The organism is Sphingomonas sp. AX6 (genome assembly GCF_902506605.1).
Lineage (GTDB): Bacteria > Pseudomonadota > Alphaproteobacteria > Sphingomonadales > Sphingomonadaceae > Sphingomonas.
In genome coordinates, this window is the sequence record NZ_LR733979.1 from 1,989,548 (window position 1) to 2,007,455 (window position 17,908).

23 protein-coding genes are annotated in these 17,908 nt (G+C 63.9%); 13 read left to right on the top strand and 10 right to left on the bottom strand.

The genetic code is table 11. From position 1 onward, the window contains the following. Positions 1-44 precede the first annotated feature (44 nt). The 5 genes from pal (at position 45) to ENHY17A_RS09610 (ending at position 2,373) form a co-directional block, all read left to right on the top strand. On the top strand, positions 45-560 hold the full coding sequence (pal, locus tag ENHY17A_RS09590) for a peptidoglycan-associated lipoprotein Pal (protein WP_159712214.1): 516 nt from the start codon (positions 45-47) through the stop codon (positions 558-560). Between the two features lie 190 nt (positions 561-750). After that, a complete protein-coding gene (locus ENHY17A_RS09595) occupies positions 751-1,647 on the top strand; it encodes an SPFH domain-containing protein (RefSeq protein ID WP_159712216.1) in 897 nt (298 codons plus the stop codon). Position 1,648: 1 nt separating this feature from the next. Next, positions 1,649-1,861 carry a toxin-antitoxin system HicB family antitoxin gene (locus tag ENHY17A_RS09600; protein ID WP_159712218.1) on the top strand — a complete coding sequence of 71 codons (213 nt, stop codon included), beginning with the start codon at positions 1,649-1,651 and terminating at the stop codon, positions 1,859-1,861. A 37-nt stretch (positions 1,862-1,898) separates the two neighbouring features. Continuing rightward, on the top strand, positions 1,899-2,081 hold the full coding sequence (locus ENHY17A_RS09605; protein WP_236547849.1) for a hypothetical protein: 183 nt from the start codon (positions 1,899-1,901) through the stop codon (positions 2,079-2,081). Between the two features lie 13 nt (positions 2,082-2,094). Continuing rightward, positions 2,095-2,373 carry a hypothetical protein gene (locus tag ENHY17A_RS09610; RefSeq protein WP_236547850.1) on the top strand — a complete coding sequence of 93 codons (279 nt, stop codon included), beginning with the start codon at positions 2,095-2,097 and terminating at the stop codon, positions 2,371-2,373. A 59-nt stretch (positions 2,374-2,432) separates the two neighbouring features. On the opposite strand, the gene ENHY17A_RS09615 is transcribed toward ENHY17A_RS09610, so the two are convergent. The 5 genes from ENHY17A_RS09615 to ENHY17A_RS09635 form a co-directional block, all read right to left on the bottom strand. Continuing rightward, positions 2,433-2,726, bottom strand: coding sequence for a hypothetical protein (locus ENHY17A_RS09615; protein ID WP_236547852.1), 294 nt, complete (start codon positions 2,724-2,726; stop codon positions 2,433-2,435). Positions 2,727-2,948: 222 nt separating this feature from the next. Continuing rightward, the gene (locus ENHY17A_RS09620) at positions 2,949-3,833 is read right to left on the bottom strand and encodes a S1/P1 nuclease (RefSeq protein ID WP_443018310.1); all 885 of its coding nucleotides are present in this window, start codon (positions 3,831-3,833) and stop codon (positions 2,949-2,951) included. Positions 3,834-3,890: 57 nt separating this feature from the next. Continuing rightward, positions 3,891-4,904 (bottom strand): DUF6624 domain-containing protein, encoded by a 1,014-nt coding sequence (locus ENHY17A_RS09625; RefSeq protein ID WP_159712226.1) that lies wholly within the window; start codon positions 4,902-4,904, stop codon positions 3,891-3,893. Further along, on the bottom strand, positions 4,901-5,914 hold the full coding sequence (locus ENHY17A_RS09630) for an isoaspartyl peptidase/L-asparaginase family protein (RefSeq protein ID WP_159712228.1): 1,014 nt from the start codon (positions 5,912-5,914) through the stop codon (positions 4,901-4,903). Before ENHY17A_RS09630 ends, ENHY17A_RS09625 begins: the two co-directional genes overlap by 4 nt. 231 nt (positions 5,915-6,145) lie before the next feature. Further along, positions 6,146-6,544 carry a VOC family protein gene (locus ENHY17A_RS09635; RefSeq protein ID WP_159712230.1) on the bottom strand — a complete coding sequence of 133 codons (399 nt, stop codon included), beginning with the start codon at positions 6,542-6,544 and terminating at the stop codon, positions 6,146-6,148. 319 nt (positions 6,545-6,863) lie between these two features. On the opposite strand from ENHY17A_RS09635, the gene ENHY17A_RS09640 reads away from it, so the two are divergent. Further along, positions 6,864-7,976, top strand: a complete 1,113-nt coding sequence (locus ENHY17A_RS09640) for a DUF3089 domain-containing protein (protein WP_159712232.1) — start codon at positions 6,864-6,866, stop codon at positions 7,974-7,976. A 44-nt stretch (positions 7,977-8,020) separates the two neighbouring features. After that, positions 8,021-9,145 (top strand): flavodoxin-dependent (E)-4-hydroxy-3-methylbut-2-enyl-diphosphate synthase, encoded by a 1,125-nt coding sequence (ispG, locus tag ENHY17A_RS09645; RefSeq protein ID WP_159712235.1) that lies wholly within the window; start codon positions 8,021-8,023, stop codon positions 9,143-9,145. Positions 9,146-9,175: 30 nt separating this feature from the next. Here ispG and ENHY17A_RS09650 read toward each other — a convergent pair whose 3' ends face one another. The 3 genes from ENHY17A_RS09650 to ENHY17A_RS09660 form a co-directional block, all read right to left on the bottom strand. After that, positions 9,176-10,444 carry a DUF2254 domain-containing protein gene (locus ENHY17A_RS09650; protein WP_201296378.1) on the bottom strand — a complete coding sequence of 423 codons (1,269 nt, stop codon included), beginning with the start codon at positions 10,442-10,444 and terminating at the stop codon, positions 9,176-9,178. Between the two features lie 141 nt (positions 10,445-10,585). Further along, on the bottom strand, positions 10,586-10,906 hold the full coding sequence (locus ENHY17A_RS09655) for a hypothetical protein (protein ID WP_159712237.1): 321 nt from the start codon (positions 10,904-10,906) through the stop codon (positions 10,586-10,588). A gap of 13 nt (positions 10,907-10,919) precedes the next feature. Further along, positions 10,920-11,522, bottom strand: coding sequence for an outer membrane protein (locus tag ENHY17A_RS09660; protein ID WP_159712239.1), 603 nt, complete (start codon positions 11,520-11,522; stop codon positions 10,920-10,922). Between the two features lie 78 nt (positions 11,523-11,600). On the opposite strand from ENHY17A_RS09660, the gene ENHY17A_RS09665 reads away from it, so the two are divergent. Genes ENHY17A_RS09665 through ENHY17A_RS09680 form a run of 4 tightly spaced genes read left to right on the top strand, consistent with a single transcriptional unit; the run spans position 11,601 to position 13,872 of the window. After that, the gene (locus ENHY17A_RS09665) at positions 11,601-12,230 is read left to right on the top strand and encodes a hypothetical protein (protein WP_159712241.1); all 630 of its coding nucleotides are present in this window, start codon (positions 11,601-11,603) and stop codon (positions 12,228-12,230) included. Continuing rightward, entirely contained in the window at positions 12,230-12,466 is a 237-nt protein-coding gene (locus ENHY17A_RS09670; protein ID WP_159712243.1) for a helix-turn-helix domain-containing protein, read from the top strand. The genes ENHY17A_RS09665 and ENHY17A_RS09670 overlap by 1 nt, the downstream gene beginning before the upstream one ends. Positions 12,467-12,499: 33 nt before the next feature. After that, on the top strand, positions 12,500-13,402 hold the full coding sequence (locus tag ENHY17A_RS09675) for a DMT family transporter (protein WP_159712245.1): 903 nt from the start codon (positions 12,500-12,502) through the stop codon (positions 13,400-13,402). Beyond that, positions 13,399-13,872 carry a GNAT family N-acetyltransferase gene (locus ENHY17A_RS09680; protein ID WP_159712247.1) on the top strand — a complete coding sequence of 158 codons (474 nt, stop codon included), beginning with the start codon at positions 13,399-13,401 and terminating at the stop codon, positions 13,870-13,872. The genes ENHY17A_RS09675 and ENHY17A_RS09680 overlap by 4 nt, the downstream gene beginning before the upstream one ends. 86 nt (positions 13,873-13,958) lie before the next feature. On the opposite strand, the gene ppa is transcribed toward ENHY17A_RS09680, so the two are convergent. Continuing rightward, positions 13,959-14,540, bottom strand: coding sequence for an inorganic diphosphatase (ppa, locus tag ENHY17A_RS09685; RefSeq protein ID WP_159712249.1), 582 nt, complete (start codon positions 14,538-14,540; stop codon positions 13,959-13,961). Positions 14,541-14,693: 153 nt separating this feature from the next. On the opposite strand from ppa, the gene ENHY17A_RS09690 reads away from it, so the two are divergent. Then, the gene (locus ENHY17A_RS09690) at positions 14,694-16,022 is read left to right on the top strand and encodes a methyltransferase family protein (RefSeq protein ID WP_236547854.1); all 1,329 of its coding nucleotides are present in this window, start codon (positions 14,694-14,696) and stop codon (positions 16,020-16,022) included. A 62-nt stretch (positions 16,023-16,084) separates the two neighbouring features. After that, positions 16,085-16,435, top strand: coding sequence for a hypothetical protein (locus ENHY17A_RS09695; protein WP_159712253.1), 351 nt, complete (start codon positions 16,085-16,087; stop codon positions 16,433-16,435). A gap of 79 nt (positions 16,436-16,514) precedes the next feature. Here the strand turns inward: ENHY17A_RS09695 and ENHY17A_RS09700 are convergent, their stop codons facing one another. Beyond that, the gene (locus tag ENHY17A_RS09700; protein WP_159712255.1) at positions 16,515-17,888 is read right to left on the bottom strand and encodes a glutamate--cysteine ligase; all 1,374 of its coding nucleotides are present in this window, start codon (positions 17,886-17,888) and stop codon (positions 16,515-16,517) included. Positions 17,889-17,908: the final 20 nt, after the last annotated feature.

Sequence of the window (17,908 nt, forward strand, 5' to 3'; positions counted from 1 at the left end):
CCCTGGGTCGCCTCGCGCGGCCCCGAAATTTCTGAGGAGACACGATGATGGTCAGCAAGAAACTCATAATGGTGGTCGCCGCCGCCGTTGCGATCAGCGGTTGCGCGAAGAAGCGCCCCGACGTGCTGCCGCCTGCCGCTGGCGATACCGGCGCGCTGCCTGGCGATGGCGGGATGACCGATCCGAATGCTGGCATGGGGTCGCTTCAGGACCAGTTCCGTCAGGCAGTTGGAAACGACACGGTGAATTTCGCGCTCGACCGTTATGATGTCGATGGCACCGCGCGCCAGATCCTGGATGCGCAGGCGAATTGGCTGAGCCAGAACCCCAATGTCCGCGTATCGATCGAAGGCCATGCGGATGAGCGCGGCACTCGCGAATACAACCTCGCGCTGGGCGATCGTCGCGCCAATTCGGTGTCCAACTACCTGTCGGCACGCGGCGTGTCCGCGACGCGGATCACCACCGTCAGCTATGGCAAGGAACGCCCGATCGCGATGGGATCGGACGAAGGTAGCTGGGCGCAGAACCGCCGCGCGGTGACCGTCGTCATCCAGTAATTTTCGTATCCGCTGCGGGTCGCACACACGCAGTTGAGGAGGGCGTCGCCGGGCAACCGGCGGCGCCCTTTTTCGTGTTCGCGCCACCTGAATTCCTCCACCGGAGGAAGGGTGATGCCGCTGTTCCGATTCCCCTTGCCCGAATCATACATCCGATATTAAAGTGATATCACATTAAACGGAGGGCGAGATGACTGAGGTGGTGCGGGACAGGACAATGAAGGCGGGGCGCGAGCGGCCTGCGAACACGATGAGCGGTTATATCGCGTTGCTGTTGGTGGTGGTCGCACTGGCGGGGATCATCTTTGGGATCGCTCAGATCAACGATGCGCCATGGGCGATCGGGCTGGTGGTGGTCAGCGCGGTTGTAATGACCTTCATTGCGCCGGGCTTTTATCTGCTCCAGCCCAACCAGGCCGCGGCGATCCTGCTCTTCGGCGACTATCGCGGCACCGATCGCACCACCGGGCTACGCTGGACCTGGCCATGGATGACCAAGAAGAAAATCTCGGTCCGCATCCACAACATCACGTCCGACCGGCTGAAGGTGAACGACCTGCGCGGCAACCCGATCGAGATCGCGTCCAACGTCGTATGGCGTGTCGAGGACACCGCGCAGGCGCTGTTCGATGTCGATGATTATCGTGAGTTTGTGAACATCCAGATCGAGAGCGCGGTCCGCGCGGTCGGATCGCGCTATCCCTACGACGATTTCGAGGTCGATCGTATCACGCTGCGCGGCGACGGCGACGAGATTGCCACCGAACTGCAGCGCGAGTTGCAGGACCGGGTGGCGAATGCCGGCGTCTATATCGACGAGTGCCGGTTGATGCACCTCGCTTATGCGCAGGAAATCGCGCAGGCGATGCTGCGCCGCCAACAGGCGGAGGCGATCATTGCCGCTCGCGCCAAGCTGGTCGAAGGGGCGGTGTCGATGGTCGAACATGCGCTGGAGCAATTATCGGCGAAGAATGTCGTCGAACTGGATGACGAGCGCCGCGCGGCGATGGTCAGCAATTTGATGGTGGTGCTGTGCAGCGAGCGCGACACTCAGCCGATCGTCAATGCAGGGTCGCTTTACCAGTAACATGCCCGACACCGGCAACCCGACCAAGAAGGCGTTCCCGCTGCGGATCGATCCGGCACTCCACGCCGCGATCGAACGCAGCGCGGCGACCGACCTGCGCAGCGTCAACGCGCAGGTCGAATGCCTGCTGCGCGAGGCGCTGGCGCGGCGCGGGGTGAAACTGGCGGACCCGGTGCGCGCGAAACGGGGACGCCCGCCCAAAGAGGGGAATTGAGATGCGTTCGAACACTTGCTTGAAATGCGGATCGCCGATGGCCGAAGGGTTCGTGGTGGACAATGGCTATGGCACGAAGACGGTCAGCAACTGGGTCGAGGGGGCACCGGTCAAAAGTTTCTGGACCGGGGTAAAGCTGCGCGGCAGACGACAGGTTCCGATCCAGACCTGGCGCTGTGGCCGCTGCGGCTATCTCGAAAGCTATGCGCGTGGACAATAAAGGAGGATCGGGCGTGAGGCAGAACAGGATAAATTCCGACGATCGCAGCAACGAGCCGACGGACGGGAGCTGGTTCGTGCCGAAGCGATACGGCTATGGCGCGACGCCGGTGCGGTGGCAGGGATGGGCGCTGGTCGCGACCTATATCGCAGCGATGCTTGGCATTGGGAGAAGCGGATTGCCGCTGGTGGCGCTGGTCACGTTGCTCGCCGCGGCGACCGTTATCTTTATGGTGATTACCATTCACAACACGCGGGGCGGCTGGCGGTGGCGCTGGGGTGGGCGCGAGTGAACTGAATCGCGGTTCGAAGAATGCGACCCCGGCAATGACGCCGGGGTCTGCAAGACAGCTTAGCTCAGCGCCACACTCTCACGGTCGACCGGTGCCGGGACCGGCGTCGTCATCGGTCGCATCGCTTCGCGCTCGGCTGCATTCATCGGTGCCTGTGGATCGGGACGAAAGGCTTCCGGTGCACGGCTAGCCGGTTCGGCATCGGGGGCGAGGTCGGGCGCGGCATGCCCTTCACCCGGTGCCTTCATCATCCTGAAGGCAGTAAAGGCCGCTGCGCCTGCGCCGACAATCGTTCCCAGCGCCGCCAGTCCGATCGTCCGCTTGCTCATAGGTTTATCGTTCTTGCGCGCCATGATTTCCTCCGTGGTTCAATGCGTTGATCGACCAACGGGCGGGGAGGGCGCGCGTTCCAAATTCCGTTCGTTTCGAGCGAAGTCGAGAAACGCGGGCTGGGCGCGTCGCATGCGTTTCTCGACTTCCGCCTTTGGCGGAAGTTCATCCTGAGCGCCTGCCTTGCAGGCAGTCGAAGGGCTCGAAACGAACGGAGAGGGGGGCGATAAAAGCGGGGTGCTTACCTACCGCCGCCGACGTTCGCGCGAATCGAATACCTTGGCGGGGTCGAACGCCTCGTCGAGGCGGCGGGCGAGGCGCAGGCCGCCCTTCATCACCTGTTCGCGCGCGGTAGGGACGATCCTGGCGATCATCGCATCGTCATGCACCGCGCGGCCTTCGATTTCGGCGCACGGGTCGCCGCCCATCGCAGTGGCATAGGCGACGTCGCGGCTGGCCTGCCAGCTCTCGCGGCTCCAGTCCTCGACGGTGCCGCCCCACAGCGCTTCGCGTTCCTCAGCCGAATAGGCGCGGCGGATTTCGGGCGGCGTCGTGATCGCGCGCTCGGCCAGATACCCGTCCCACAGGCTGTGCAGGTTGAACCGCTCGGGCGCCCACAGACCGTAAGCGGCAGGCACGCGGTTGCCGCCCAGATCGCCGCGGTCGCCCGCATGCAGCGGCATGTGAAGGTCGCCGACGAAATGGATCAGGAACACCAGCGCCTGAAGCTTTTCGCTCTCCGGCACCGCTTCGTCCTGCAACAGCGCGGTCGCGCGGTCGATCTGTGCCGACACGCAATTGCCGTCGGGGCAGTTTGATTTCAGGTCGAACGGCTTGCACACGTTGACGTTCTGATAGTGCCAGTTGTTGGCATAGCTGAACCGCTGGCCCAGCGGCTTGACGCAATCCGCCCACACGCTCGCCGCCTCCATCGTGCCCGCGGGGCAGGTCGGGGTGTTGAGCAAGGATTGCTGGCGAAGCAGCGCGAATATCTTCGCCCGCGTCTCCGGCTTCACGTTCAGCCGCGCGATGGTGGCGACGGCCTCGTGCCCGAACTCCCAATAGGCAAGCGCCGGGGCGGGCAGGGCGAAAGTGACGGCCGCAGCGGCGGCGAGCAGGATGCGGCGGATCATGGATGGGCCTCTAGCGGTCAAGCGTGGCGGTTCCAAGTCGCCTTATGGCTCTGGTCAGGCTGGGCAGGCTGGAAACCGCGCGTTCATCCCGTCGATATAGTCGGCAAGCGAGCCAAGTGACATCTTTGCGCGCTCCGCTTCGGCATCGACGCCGTCTTCGAGCGGACGCGGCACTCGCTTGCCCCCGTCGCACGTCACCTGCGTCGCATAACGCTGCTTCCCGACGATCTTCAGCATCACGCGGTCGTAGAGATAGGCATAATTTGCCGGGCGCACTTCGCTCTTCGCGGCCAGCGGCTCCATCAGCCGAAGCGCGCGAAGTTGGAAGGCGGGGTCGTGGTCGGCGTGCTGCACCAGCAGCCAAGCTGAATGACTCGGCACCGCACCCACACGGCCGATCGTCGGCCAGCCCTGCTCAGCGACCAGCGCCTTAAGCATTTCGGTGTTCTTGCGATCCTCGACCGAGGTCGCATGACCGACCCGGCGGATCAGCGCGGACTTTACGTCGGGCTCCAGCGGTAGCGTGTCGGGCCAGTCGAGCGCGTTGCGATAGATTTGATCGCGAACGGTGGCGTGCATCAGTTTTCGGGCTTCTTCATTAGCCCATGCGGGATCGAATGGCGTGGATTCGAAACCTATCTTCGCGCCGTGAAGATAGGTATCCAGCATAGCTTTCGCACGCGCATCGGCGGCTTTGAACGATGCTTCGGTTGCTTCGAAAAAGGCGTACGGGCTGAGCGCTTTTGCGCTTTGGCAGGCATCGTCGCCTGCAACCTGGCCACTCAACCTCGGATCGGTGATGCCCTCTTTGGCCAAATTACGACGGATGCGGTTTAACCCGTCGGCACTGCATTGAGTGATCCAGGACTGAACCCGGCGCCAGTCGGCTTTCTGATCCGGCGTTGCATCGGCAAGGGCGCCGCGCATCCATGCCGACGCTTCGGGATCGACGGTGCCATTGGGTAACAAGGATGCGCGAACCGATGGCGGAACGGTGTCCTGCGCGCCAGCCGGAGCGGCGAGCGTCAATCCGAGGACCGCAACCAGCGCGCGCAGGCCACGCCTCACTCCTCATCCCCGTAAATCGCGGTCATGCGCTTGCCGCCTGCCGACACCTTGCCGCGGTACATGCCCGACGTGTTGTAGCTCCACGCCATTTCGCCGGTGGGGCCGGTCAGGATGACGCCGCCGGTGCCGCCCATTTCCTTCACCTCTGCCATCACCGCGTCGGCCGCGGCTTGCAGCGTTTCGCCCTTCATGCGGACACGCGCGCAGATTTCGTGGGTTACCCCTGCGCGGATGAAATATTCGCCCGCGCCCGTCGCCGACACCGCGCAGGCGCGATCGTCGGCATAGGTACCAGCACCAATGATGGGCGAATCGCCGATGCGGCTCCAGCGCTTGCCGGTGACGCCGCCGGTGGAGGTGGCGGCGGCGACATGGCCGTTCGCGTCGAGTGCGGCGGCGCCGACAGTGCCGTATTTCATGTCGACGTCGAACCAGCTTGCCGATCCGCCCTGATTGGCCTTCATCCGCTCCAACTGTTCGCGGCGTTCGGGGGTGGCGAACCAGCTCGGATCGACCTGTTCCAGCCCCTTTTCCCTGGAGAAGATGTTGGCGCCTTCGCCTGCGAGAAAGACGTGGGGGCTGTCCTCCATCACGCGGCGCGCGAGCGCGATCGGGCTTTTGGTATGCGTCACGCCCGCGACTGCGCCCGCCGCGCGCGTGCGTCCGTCCATGATCGAGGCGTCGAGTTCGTTGGTGCCTTCATATGTGAACACCGCGCCGCGCCCGGCGTTGAAATGGGGGTCTTCCTCCAGCACCGTCACCGCCGCCTGGACGGCGTCGAGCGCGCTTCCGCCCTTGGCCAGGATCGCCTCTCCCGCCGCCAGCGCGCGGTCGAGCCCGTCGCGTGCCGCCTTTTCGCGCTCGGCCGTCATATTCTCGCGCTCCAGCACGCCCGCGCCGCCATGGATGACCAGCGTCCATTGCGGTTTTGCAGGCGTCTGGGCGTGGGAGGGGGAAGGGGCGGTCATCGCAAAGGCTCCGGCAATGGCAAGGGTCAGGGTCAGGCGCATCGGGCTGCTCCTAGAAATGGGATGGCGTGGCAATATCAGATTGTGGCGCGGTCGCTAGCCGGTGCGGTCGGGTGCCCATCAACGACCGCTTTCGGCGCGATGGCGGAATGGCTCGAAATGGATGGAAAACGGACATGCGGCGTGCGGTTTGGCCTGCTGATCGCTACAGGTTTGCTGCCCATCCCCGCCGGAGACGGGCAGCGCGTTCAGGCCGGCTCGGCATATTCGCGATTACTTGGGGAAATGGATCCCACAGAGCTTGTTGCCGTCGGGATCACGAAAATAGGCGAGCTCAATCGTTCCCAGCGAGGCAGTTTCGCGCGGTCCGGGCGGGGCTTCGATCGAGGTGCCGCCAGCGGCAACAGCTGTATCGTGAAGCTGCTTCACCTGCGCGGGCGAGTCGCAGGAAAAGGCGACGGTGCTGCCGTTGGCAACGCTTGCCGGTTCGTCGTTGATCGGCTGGCTGACAATGAAGTTGGTTCCGCTGCCGTTATTATAGATCAGACGGGTATGGCCGCTGTCGGCGATGTTCCGCGCCCCTTCGCTTGCGCCTAGGGTGCCCAGCACGGTGTCGTAGAAGCGCTTTGACCGTTCGATGTCGTTCGATCCGACCATTGTGTGAAATAGCATTCTCATTCTCCTACTCGTGACAGTGTTAGAGTGCGATTGAGGCATGCAAACTACATGCGCGATCTGCCCGGTCCGGAACGCTAGCACGGTTCCGCCGCGACTAAATTGCGAGCCGCCAGAACCTTCTTGCCCACAACGTATGCTCGATGAACAAGATTGAACGGTAACCTGGTTGATTCAGGTTGACCATCCGTCGGCGACTTTGGGGTCGCTTCCAGCCAGACCGCATTTTCCACGCGCCTACGCAATAGCCCGAAAGCATGACTCCGCGCTTCGGCAAATCTGCGGTATCATGCGCTAACTTGGGGAGGGCGGTGCCATGCGATCATTGTTGTGCGCGATACTCGGTCTGACGTTGCTGTGGTCGCCGCCTGCCGAGGCGCAGATCGTCAAGGCGTTGCAGATCATGCGCAACAATCGCCCGCCCGATTTCGCCTTCGATCCCGCACGCGCCGCGCCCGCGCCCGATTATCGCAGCGACGATGCCTGGGCGGCACTGCCCGAGCGGCGCGATGCGGCCGATCTCGCGCCGCTCAACCTCCAGCCGATCGACCCGAAATCCGCGCAGGTCGACGTGTTCTTCGTCTATCCCACCGTGTTCATGTCGCGCGACGCGTGGAATGCCGATTGGCGCGACGCGGGGTATCGCGATCAGGTGTCGGATGGTCCGCTCCGGGGACAGGCGAGCGTGTTCAATGGGTGCTGCCGCGTGTTTGCGCCCCATTATCGCCAGATGACGCTGGGCGGCTTCGTCAAATGGTCGGAGAACTCGGACGCCGCGATGGCGCTTGCCTATAGAGATGTAGAGCGTGCGTTCGACGAGTTCGTCAGCCGCCGGGCGAGGGGTCGGCCCTTCATCCTCGCCGGGCATAGCCAGGGCAGCCGCTTGCTTCGCACGCTGATCGAACGGCGGATCGAGGGGACGACCCACGCCAACCGGCTGGTCGCGGCCTATCTGGTCGGGCACTGGATGGAGGCCGAATGGTTCGAACGGCCCGGTGCGCTGCGGGCGTGCAGATCGGCTTACGATACCGGCTGCGTCATCACCTGGTCGAGCTTTGCCGAGGGGCGCAACGCAACGGCACAGCGGCTGACGCTGGGCCGCTCATCAGGCTATGCGCCCGAACGCGAGCGCCGCCCCTATGTCTGCATCAATCCGTTGAGCTGGAGCACCGATGGCGCGGTCGCGCCCGCGCGGCTCAATCGCGGGGCGTGGTTGCATGGCGGGGGGGCGACCCCGCGCGCGTTCGAACCCGGTCTGGTATCGGCGCGGTGTCGCGACGGGGCGCTCTATGTGTCGTCCCCGCGGCAAAAGATTTATACCGATCTGGTGATCCCGTTCGGCAACTTTCATAATCTCGACTACAACATGGTCTATATGAATGTCCGCGATAACCTTCCGGTGCGCATCGGCGCCTTCTGGAAGCGGTGAGCGGAAACGGCTAAGAGGCCGGTGAACAGCGAGTAACGGTCCCCATGTCCCTTCGTCCCTGGCGCGATATCACGCGCCGCCAAAGCCGCCAGATCATGGTCGGCAACGTCCCCGTCGGTGGCGATGCGCCGGTCACGGTCCAGACCATGACCAACACCCCCACGTCGGACCCGGTGGCGACGATCGATCAGATCCGCCGCTGCGAGGAGGCGGGCGTGGACATCATCCGCGTGTCGTGCCCCGATGTGGAATCGACCGCGGCGCTGAAACAGATCGTCCGCGCATCCCGCGTGCCGATCGTCGCCGACATCCATTTCCACTACAAACGCGCGCTGGAAGCCGCCGACGCGGGCGCCGCGTGCCTGCGGATCAATCCCGGCAATATCGGCTCTGCTGAGCGCGTGCGCGAGGTCGTCAACGCCGCCAAGGCCAATGGCTGCGCGATCCGCATCGGCGTCAACGGCGGTTCGCTCGAGAAAGACCTGCTCGAAAAATATGGCGAGCCCTGTCCCGAGGCGCTGGTCGAATCCGCGCTCGACCATATCAAGCTGCTCCAAGACCACGACTTCCACGAATTCAAGGTGGCGGTAAAGGCATCCGACCTGTTCCTCGCGGTTGCCGCCTATCAGCAGCTATCGGAAGCCGTCGATTGCCCACTGCATCTGGGGATTACAGAGGCGGGCGGTTTCGTCGGCGGCACGGTGAAGAGCGCGATCGGGATCGGCAGCCTGCTGTGGTACGGCATCGGCGACACGATCCGCGTTTCGCTCTCGGCCGAGCCGGAGGAAGAGGTGCGCGTCGGCTTCGAAATCCTGAAAGCGCTCGGCATCCGCAACCGCGGCGTCCGCGTCGTGTCGTGCCCCAGTTGCGCGCGCCAAGGCTTTGACGTGATCCGCACCGTTCAGACGCTCGAAGAACGCCTCCAGCACATCCGCACGCCGATGAGCCTGTCGGTGCTCGGCTGCGTCGTCAACGGCCCCGGTGAAGCACGCGAAACCGATATCGGCATCACCGGCGGCGGCAACGGCAAGCACATGGTCTATCTGTCGGGCGTCACCGACCACCATGTCCAGGACGAAGGCATGGTCGACCACATCGTCCGGCTGGTCGAGGCGAAAGCCGCGCAGATCGAGGCGGAGGATGCAGCGAAGGCGGTGGCCGCCGCCTGAAACGGCTGGCTGGTGGCGGCGGTCGTGCCGTTATCCGGCGGTGCGCCACTCGGCACGTTTTGCCAGCACCTCACGATCATGCTTGATCGTCATCGCTTCGTTCGCGCGGGTGACCGCGCGTTCCGATTGTCGCCGCGCGGCGTCTGCGAACAGGTCCGGCGCGTTTTCGGCGAGTGCCTCCAGCGCGAACTGGATGCGCATCTGTACCTCGATCAACGCCGCCCCGTCGCGGGCGATCGGATTGAAGAACGCGTTGAAAAGGTCGTCCATGTCCAGGTTCGGGCCGTGCAGGCGGTCGAAGCGGTTCTCGGCGCGCTCGTCGCACGCCTCGGCATAGGCCAGCAACGCGCGAAGCCCCGCGCCGACGACTTCGATCGCGGTGCCCGGGTCGTTGACCGCAGGCGATAGCGCACGCGACGCGATTTCTGACAGCACGATCAGGCCGAACCGAGGGTCCTGGTCATATTCGCGGTCGGTGCCGGTCGAAAAACACGCCATGATCGTGTCGCACCGCTCATCATCGACGCGCCCCTCCACGAATGCCATCGGGCGTCGCGCATGAATATAGGCGCCGGGCAGTGCGACGATGTGGATGGTCAGGTCGTGCGCGTCGGCGATCTTGGCCAGCTTCTCCATATCGATGTGCTGGATGTGACCGACGGTCTTGGCGGTGATGGGGCGTGCCGTATCGGGGACGGGCACCGCAGGCTGCGCGCCCAGCCGGTGGGTGCGGCCCCATTGACGCAGCGGCGGCGTCGTTGCCGCCTCGACCCGGTCGATCGTGTCGCCGACGCGCCCGAACTTGCCGAGCTGCTCGATCCAGCGCAGCAAGGCCGCAGTGATGATCAGGATGACGACCAGGGTCGCCAGGAACAGGATGATCCGCCCCGAATCGGAATAGAGCCCGGCGGCCAGCCCGATGATCCCGACGATGCTGAACAGGAAGCTGCCGATAAAGGTCGCCAGCGTGTTCTGTGCGACCGAATCGCTCAGCAACAGCTTGGTCGAATGCGGTGTGACGTTGGACGTGGCAGAGGAGTAGGCGGACACCATGATCGACAGCGAAAAAGTGGTCACGGCCAACATGCTGGATGCGAGGATATTGAGGATGCCGCCGACCGAATCTGCGGCGAGCTTGATCTCCAGATCGGCCGGAATATAGGGTGCCGCCAGCGCCGAAAACACCGCGATCGCCACCGCCGCCACGCTGAACAGGCTGGCGCGCACCCATATCTGGCGACTCCATTTGCGAAGCAACCACGCCCCGCGCCCGATCAGCGATGTCGATAACAGGTCCACGATGGGGTTCCTCGGCGTTCGTTGGGTGACGGTCGTGGAGCTATGGCACAGCAGTTTGATGTCGACAGATGAAGGTTATCGGTTTCCCGCGCCAGCCCCCTCCGCCGGTCGCATGGCGCATTTTTGATGGGGACGGCGGCGTTAGCGCACCGGTGGCGGGCGACTTGCCGCCATGCGCTGCGCCATGATCGGCTGTCCGGCACGGACGCATCCGGTCATTTCCTCGATCTTCGTGGCGGTCTTCGCGCAATCGAGCATGATGTCGCAGAAGATACGGTCGAACGCCTTGTCGCCGCTCGACCGGCGAATGCGGCACGTCTTTTCGCCGGTTTTACGGTTGGTGCGGGTGGATGCGCGGATGTTTCGTATCCGGTGGCCGATCACCACGATTTCTTCTGGCACCTCTTCCACGATGGGTGGCGTCTGGATGGCGGCAAGCGCGGCGAACAGGAATAGGGACACGGGTAGTCTCCCTTCAAAACCGGATCGGCACCCCGATGAGCAAATGGTTCATCGAATTGTCGAGGTGGCGGAAATCCAGGCGTATCGCGGCGCGGTCCGACAGCCGGTGCTCGACGCCCGCGCCGATCGTGAAGCTGCTGCCCCAAGAATGGGCGCCCAGCACATTGGCGCGGTTGTCGATGCGGTAACGATGGCCGCCATAGCCGAGCGTTCCGTACGCCAGCGTGCGGTCGCCGATCAGATATCCGGCCCTTGCCGTCGCCCGGTATCCCCATTGCGGGTGCTGGGTGTAGGTGCCGGTCGGCAGGCGCGCGACCGGACTGGCACCGCCCAGGCTGATGCCGACTTCGCCGCCGACGCGAATGCGCGGCGCAACCGCAATGTCGTATCCGGCGAATGCGCCGCCGCCCGCGCCCCACGACCGGTAATAGCGACCCTGGGTCCGGCCCGTCGCCGCGTCGGTCTGCTCGATATAGAAATGATGCTCGTGCACCCCGGCCTCGACCCCGCCATAGCCGCCGGTAAAGGCCGTTGTGGAATGGTCGGTCTGCGCCGATGCCATTGCCGGTAACGTGACGGCCACAAGCGCCAGCATTTTTCCACCCGCGGTCCGCATTACCGGCTCCCCCGATTCGACTTGAACGTCCATATACCCTAAAAGGAAAACATATTTCTGTAAAACAGAAAGAAATATATGCAAACCGGATATTCCCTTTCCGTCAATCAACGGCGCATCTGTCGATTGTCGGCGGCATTGTTTCTGCTGGTTGCGCTGACCCAGATCGTCGCTGTGGCGATTTCTTGGACGGTGCCCGGCGCCCAGTATAATATGCGATGTTCGGACGCAGGGTGTGTTACCACCAATACGCCGGAAGTAGGTTTGCCCGACGATTTGCGTGCCCAAATGCAGGCGTCGCCCGAGCGTGTGCAGCAGTTCGAACGACATGTCCGAAAGCCGCACATCTGGGCGGGGCTCGGCCTGGTCAATTTGGTCCAGGTTGCGCCGATGATGGCGTTGCTGATCCTTGTCTCAACTGCAATTCGGCGACTGGGGCGAGACCAGTCGGATGCAATGGCGGCAGCGCTTCCCTGGATCAAGCGCGCGTCGATCGCGGCGCTGGCGCTGGCGATCGTCCCGCCGTTTGCGGCGGCAGCGCGAGTGATGATCCTGATGCCGGGCACACCGCACGGGCCGGGCATTTACTTTTCGCTCGACGGCGGACCGCTGCTCATCAATCTGTTGATTGCCTTTGCCGCGTTCGTCGTTGCCTGGGCGCTGGAAGCAGGCAGTCGCGCAGCGCGCGATGTCGGTGGGTTCGTCTGATGCCGGTGATCGTCAATCTCGACGTGATGCTGGCGCGGCGAAAGATGCGCTCGAACGAATTGGCGCGCGCGGTGGGGATTACCGAATCGAACCTGTCCCTGCTCAAATCGGGCAAGGTGAAGGGGGTGCGGTTTTCGACGCTGGCAGCGATCTGTCACGTGCTGGAATGCGAGCCGGGCGATCTGTTGGGCTATGAGCGTTCGGACGAGGATTTGAACGCGGGCGAAGGCGACTAGCCCCCCGCCCGAACCCCGGCTAAGCGCGGCTTCATGTCCCGCCCGACGCCCGCCATCGCTGCCTTCCTCGTCGCGTGTCTGGGCGTGGCGATGTATTCGGTCATGGATGTGGTGATGAAGGGGCTGGTGCTGGGCATCGGCGTCTATTCGGCGGTTGCTTGGCGCAATCTGGCGGGCGCGGTGATTGCGGGCACGATCTGGGGCTTGTCGCGCCCGACGATGCCGAGCCGGGCGGCGCTCAGGTTACACCTGTGGCGTGGGGTGATCGTCACTTTCATGTCGCTGCTGTTCTTCTATTCGATCGCCGTGCTGCCGATTGCGGAGGCGATCGCGCTGTCCTTCATTGCGCCGCTGATTGCGCTGTATCTTGCCGCGATTCTGCTGGGGGAGACGATCGGGCGGGCGGCGATCCTGTCTTCGGTGGTGGGGCTGGTCGGGGTCGCGGTGATCTTGGCCGGGCGGCTCTCAGGGGATTACGACGAGCGTGCGGTGTGGGGTGTCGTAGCGGTGCTGATTTCCGCGGTGCTGTTCGCCTACAACCTCATCCTCGCGCGGCGGCAGGCGTTGATCGCCAAGCCGCTGGAGATCGGATTTTTCCAGACGCTGACGGTGTTGACGATGCTATCGCTCGCCGCACCGTGGTTCCTCGATGCGCCGCGCGCAGGCGACTGGCCCGCGATTGTCGGTGCGGGCGTACTGGCGGTGATTTCGCTGATCGCGATGGGTTGGGCCTATGCGCGGGCGGAGGCCCAGTTGCTGATCCCGGTCGAATATACCGCGTTCGTGTGGGCGGCGGTGCTGGGCTGGGTGGTGTTCGACGAGGCGGTGACGTGGACGACGCTGGCGGGCACTGCGCTGATCGTGGCGGGGTGTATATTGGCAGCGCGGGCCAAACCGCCGATCGCCGAGCCGGTGGTCGAAAGCGCCGTCGCATGATCCATATCCGCCCCGCGGCTCCTGCCGATGTGCCGGTCATCCTGCGTTTCGTCCACGAACTCGCCGCGTTCGAGCGCGAGCCCGATGCCGTGAAAGCGACCGAACCCATGCTCAATGTTGCGCTGTTCGGCGCGCATCCGGCGGCGGAGGCGGTGATCGCGGAAAGCGACGGCATGGCGGTCGGTCATGCGATCTTCTTCCACAATTTCTCGACCTGGGAAGGGAGGCGAGGACTGTATCTCGAGGATCTCTACGTCACGCCGTCCGCGCGGGGTGGCGGGATCGGGCGCGCGCTGCTGCGGCATCTCGCGCGGCTGGCGGTCGAGCGCGACTGCGCGCGGTTCGAATGGTCGGTGCTCGATTGGAACGAAGGCGCGATTGCGCTTTACCGCTCGCTCGGGGCAAAGGGGCTCGACGATTGGACAATTCAACGCCTCGACGGCGATGCGCTGCTGCGGCTGGCGGAATGAAACATCCCCACTAGGACAAGGGCTATAAGAAAACCCCGCCGACACCTTTGCGCCGACGGGGTTCGTGATCCTCGAAACCGAAAAACTCAGTCGTCGCGACCGGCGACCTCGTGGTTCATCGGCTCTTCGCCCTGCGCCTTGGCGGCTTCATAGCGTTCGATCGCCTCGATCGTGATGCGGCGCGCTTCGTCGGCGTCGCCCCAGGTGCCGACGCGCACCCACTTCATCTTTTCCAGATCTTTGTAATGGGTGAAGAAATGCTCGATTTGTTCGAACACGATCGCGGGCAGATCGTCCTTGCCCTCGACCTTCGAATAATAGGGGAAGGTGTCGTTGACCGGTACGCAGATCAGCTTTTCGTCGCCGCCGGCTTCGTCTTCCAAATTCAACACCGCGATCGGGCGCGCGCGCACGACGCAGCCCGGAATGAAGGGCGAGCGCGCGACGACCAGCGCGTCGAGCGGATCGCCGTCGGGGCTGAGCGTGTGGGGGACGAAGCCGTAATTGGCCGGATAGCGCATCGGCGTGTGCAGGATGCGATCGACGAACAGCGCGCCCGATGCCTTGTCGAATTCGTATTTCACGGGCTCGCCGCCGGTGGGAACTTCGATGATGACGTTCAGGTCTTCCGGCGGGTTCTTGCCGACCGGCACCATGTCGATACGCATTGGTTCAGGGCTTCCTGTTGTTGAGCGGCAGCGCCGCGTGGATGGCGGCGCGAATAGGGATGCCGCGCGGATAGTGCAACGCAGCAGTTTAGTCGATGGGGCAGCGGGATCGCAGCGGGCGATGCTTCACCGCTTGCTTACCATTGCCGCGCTATGCCGCGTTGGATGTATCACGACGCCAACCTCTCGAAACAGGGTGAAGCCGATCCGCGGCCGAAGTCCGCAGTGTCGGGCGCGTGCGGTGCGATGGGGATGGTCGGGCTGATCGGCTGGGTCGTCGTTGCGCGGCATTATGGCATGGACGGCCCCTATGCGGCGCTGGTTGCCGTGGTCGCGTGCGGCCTGCCGATGATCGCCTGGTCGCTGCTGGTGGACAAGGTTCACCTGAACGCCTCGACCGGGATCGATTGGTCGAACCCCAAGCCTTTGAAGCAAACGATCGACGTCAGTCTGGTCAAACTCGCCGGTCTATGGGCGACCTGGGCGGGGATTGCGGCAGTCTATGCGGTGTGCCGGTTTTATTGGGAGGGCAATTACCGGCTGGCGATGGAGTGGCTGATGGTGGCCGCGCCGGTCCTGGTCGCACTGTCGGTGCCTTACGTTTTTTGGCTCGACCGTTATCTGCGCGAACCGAAGGACGGCGCCTGGGCGCTCGGCACCTGGTTGCTGAGCCTTGAGGGGGAATATGACCGCGAGGACATTTTCCACCATCTGCGCGCCTGGGCGGTGAAGGGGTTTTTCCTGGCCTTCATGCTGTCGATCGTTCCCGGCGCGTTCGGCGCTTTCGTGCGCTGGGATTTGAGTGGCATCTTGGGCGATCCGGTGGCGCTGGCGATGTGGCTCATCACGTTCATGTTCGTGGTCGACATCGCCTTTGCGACCGTCGGCTACACGCTGACGATGAAGCCGCTCGACGCACATATCCGCACCGCCAATCCCTATGCCGCTGGCTGGCTGGCGGCGCTCGCCTGTTACCCGCCCTTTGCGCTGATGGCGGGGCCGCTCGACTATCATCCGGGCACGCATGGCGATGCCGGTTGGTCGATCTGGTTTGCGGGCTATCCGGTGCTGTTGTGGGGCGTCGGCGCGCTGCTGGTGGTGCTGACCGGCATCTATGCCTGGGCGACGGTGGCGTTCGGCTTGCGGTTCTCGAACCTGACGCATCGCGGCATCCTGACCCATGGACCCTATGCCTGGTCGAAACATCCCGCCTATCTCGCCAAGAACTGTTTCTGGTGGGTTGCGACGGTGCCGATCTTTGCGACGACGGGATCGATCGCCGACGCCGCGCGCAACTGCGTGCTGATGGCGGCGGTGTCGGGCATCTATTACTGGCGGGCGCGGACCGAGGAGCGCCATCTGGGCGCGGACCCGGCGTACCGCGCCTATGCCGAATGGATGGCGCGCAACGGTTCCGTGCCGAGGCTGTTCGCGTGGATCAGGGGTGAGAAGCGCGTCGCGGCGCCGATGCAGCGGTTATAGGAACCGGTCTGTCGGCTAGCGACCCCGTAGCTGTCATTCATCGCTTTCGTTGGAGCTGCTAGATGACAAGCGATGTTTTGCGGCCAGGCGACCGGATTGAACTTAGCGGTGGCTATGATTTCGAGCCTGCTTGGCTCGATGGGCGCTCCTCATTGCTGGGTAAGGTAACCTCCTTCATTCCCGGCCAAAATGACCTGCCTGCGGCTGTGGTGGCGCTCGACGATCCTGTCAGGGTTTATGGGATCAGCGGTTCTACGGTTGTCATTGAGCAGCGATACGTAGGTGCCACGTGGACTGCGACGGGAGTTGTCCATGTGGAACTTTGCGACTTTGAGCCGGACCCGTCGCGTTGGCAGGATCGCCGCCAAGGCAAATGGGTAGAAAGTCATGCTCAATACAAAAAGGTAGATTGACTACGATCGGCGTCCGCTCCCCACCCAAACGCGGTCGTTCAATGTCGGCAGCGATTCCGGTCGCTCACCCACCTTAGCGTCAGAAGCGCGAACCTTCGTACAATTGGCACACATCGCCCTCCCATGGACCCGCATAGCGGTCGAGCAGCAATTGCGCGGGCACCTTGCCGCTGCGCACAATCTCTCGCAGCGGGTCGAGGAAGCCGCTTTCATTGTCGCCGGACGCATTGGTGCGCGCCCGCGCGCTGAGCCCGGCACCGGCAATGTCGAGCACGTCGCCCGCAATGTCGCGCAGGCGCCCGCCACCGGGTAGCGGCGCGTCCAATGCGAGTTTGGGCACCGCGTTCCGTAGTGCCTCGCGCTCGTCCATCGACCAGCCTCTGACCAGATCCCACGCCGCATCGAGCGCTTGGCTGTCGTAGAGCAGCCCGACCCACAAGGCGGGCAGCGCGCAAATCTGGCCCCATGGCCCGCCATCGGCGCCGCGCATCTCCAGAAAAGTCTTCAGCCGTACCTCGGGAAAGGCGGTGGACAGATGATCGGCCCAATCGTCCATCGTCGGCTTTTCGCCCGGCAACACCGACAATTCGCCGCGCAGGAAGTCGCGGAAACTGAGGCCCGCTGCGTCGATATAGCGGCCCTCGCGGTAAACGAAGTACATCGGCACATCGAGCGCGTAGTCGGTGTAGCGCTCGTAGCCGAAGCCGTCCTCAAACACGAAAGGCAGCATGCCCGTGCGGTGCGGGTCGGTGTCCGACCAGATGTGGCTGCGATAGGAGAGGAAGCCGTTGGGCCTTTTCTCCGTAAACGGCGAATTGGCGAAAAGGGCAGTGGCGAGCGGTTGAAGCGCCAATCCGACCCGAAACTTCTTCACCATATCGGCTTCAGAGGCGTAATCCAGATTAACCTGAATGGTACAGGTGCGAAGCATCATATCGAGGCCCAGCGACCCGACGCGCGGCATATGGTTGAGCATGATGCCGTAGCGACCCTTGGGCATGATCGACAGGTCGCTGCGCGCCTTGTCGGGCCACATGCCCAAGCCCAGGAAGCCGAGGCCGAGCCGCTCGCCGACCGCCTTCACCTGTTCCAGATGGCGCCCGGTCTCGGCGCAGGTCTGGTGCAGGTTTTCGAGCGGCGCGCCCGACAGCTCCAGCTGCCCGGCGGGCTCAAGGCTGACGGTGCCGTCGGGGCCGGACAGCGCGATGACGTTGCCGCCTTCCTCGACCGGGGTCCATCCGAACTCGGTCAGCGCCATCAACAGGTCGCGGATGCCGCCGGGTTCGTCATAGCTGGGGGCGTGGCAATCGGCGGTCGAATACACGAATTTCTCGTGCTCCGTCCCGATCCGCCAACGGTCCTTGGGCTTTTCCCCGGACGCGAAATAGTCGATCAGTTGCGCGCCGTTTTCGATCACGGGTGCGTTGCTGTTCGAAACGGTCTTGGTGCTCATTTTCGCGCCTTACGCTTGTC

Bases quoted from the DNA above. Each gene is read 5' to 3' on its own strand.
- ppa (WP_159712249.1), bottom strand. From the start codon at position 14,540: ATGCGTATCGACATGGTGCCGGTCGGCAAGAACCCGCCGGAAGACCTG.
- ENHY17A_RS09660 (WP_159712239.1), bottom strand. From the start codon at position 11,522: ATGCGGACCGCGGGTGGAAAAATGCTGGCGCTTGTGGCCGTCACGTTA.
- ENHY17A_RS09635 (WP_159712230.1), bottom strand. From the start codon at position 6,544: ATGCTATTTCACACAATGGTCGGATCGAACGACATCGAACGGTCAAAG.
- ENHY17A_RS09700 (WP_159712255.1), bottom strand. From the start codon at position 17,888: ATGAGCACCAAGACCGTTTCGAACAGCAACGCACCCGTGATCGAAAAC.
- ENHY17A_RS09630 (WP_159712228.1), bottom strand. From the start codon at position 5,914: ATGCGCCTGACCCTGACCCTTGCCATTGCCGGAGCCTTTGCGATGACC.
- ENHY17A_RS09665 (WP_159712241.1), top strand. From the start codon at position 11,601: ATGCAAACCGGATATTCCCTTTCCGTCAATCAACGGCGCATCTGTCGA.
- ENHY17A_RS09640 (WP_159712232.1), top strand. From the start codon at position 6,864: ATGCGATCATTGTTGTGCGCGATACTCGGTCTGACGTTGCTGTGGTCG.
- ENHY17A_RS09615 (WP_236547852.1), bottom strand. From the start codon at position 2,726: ATGGCGCGCAAGAACGATAAACCTATGAGCAAGCGGACGATCGGACTG.
- ENHY17A_RS09675 (WP_159712245.1), top strand. From the start codon at position 12,500: ATGTCCCGCCCGACGCCCGCCATCGCTGCCTTCCTCGTCGCGTGTCTG.
- pal (WP_159712214.1), top strand. From the start codon at position 45: ATGATGGTCAGCAAGAAACTCATAATGGTGGTCGCCGCCGCCGTTGCG.
- ENHY17A_RS09595 (WP_159712216.1), top strand. From the start codon at position 751: ATGACTGAGGTGGTGCGGGACAGGACAATGAAGGCGGGGCGCGAGCGG.
- ENHY17A_RS09605 (WP_236547849.1), top strand. From the start codon at position 1,899: ATGGCCGAAGGGTTCGTGGTGGACAATGGCTATGGCACGAAGACGGTC.
- ENHY17A_RS09600 (WP_159712218.1), top strand. From the start codon at position 1,649: ATGCCCGACACCGGCAACCCGACCAAGAAGGCGTTCCCGCTGCGGATC.
- ENHY17A_RS09690 (WP_236547854.1), top strand. From the start codon at position 14,694: ATGCCGCGTTGGATGTATCACGACGCCAACCTCTCGAAACAGGGTGAA.
- ENHY17A_RS09695 (WP_159712253.1), top strand. From the start codon at position 16,085: ATGACAAGCGATGTTTTGCGGCCAGGCGACCGGATTGAACTTAGCGGT.
- ENHY17A_RS09670 (WP_159712243.1), top strand. From the start codon at position 12,230: ATGCCGGTGATCGTCAATCTCGACGTGATGCTGGCGCGGCGAAAGATG.
- ispG (WP_159712235.1), top strand. From the start codon at position 8,021: ATGTCCCTTCGTCCCTGGCGCGATATCACGCGCCGCCAAAGCCGCCAG.
- ENHY17A_RS09680 (WP_159712247.1), top strand. From the start codon at position 13,399: ATGATCCATATCCGCCCCGCGGCTCCTGCCGATGTGCCGGTCATCCTG.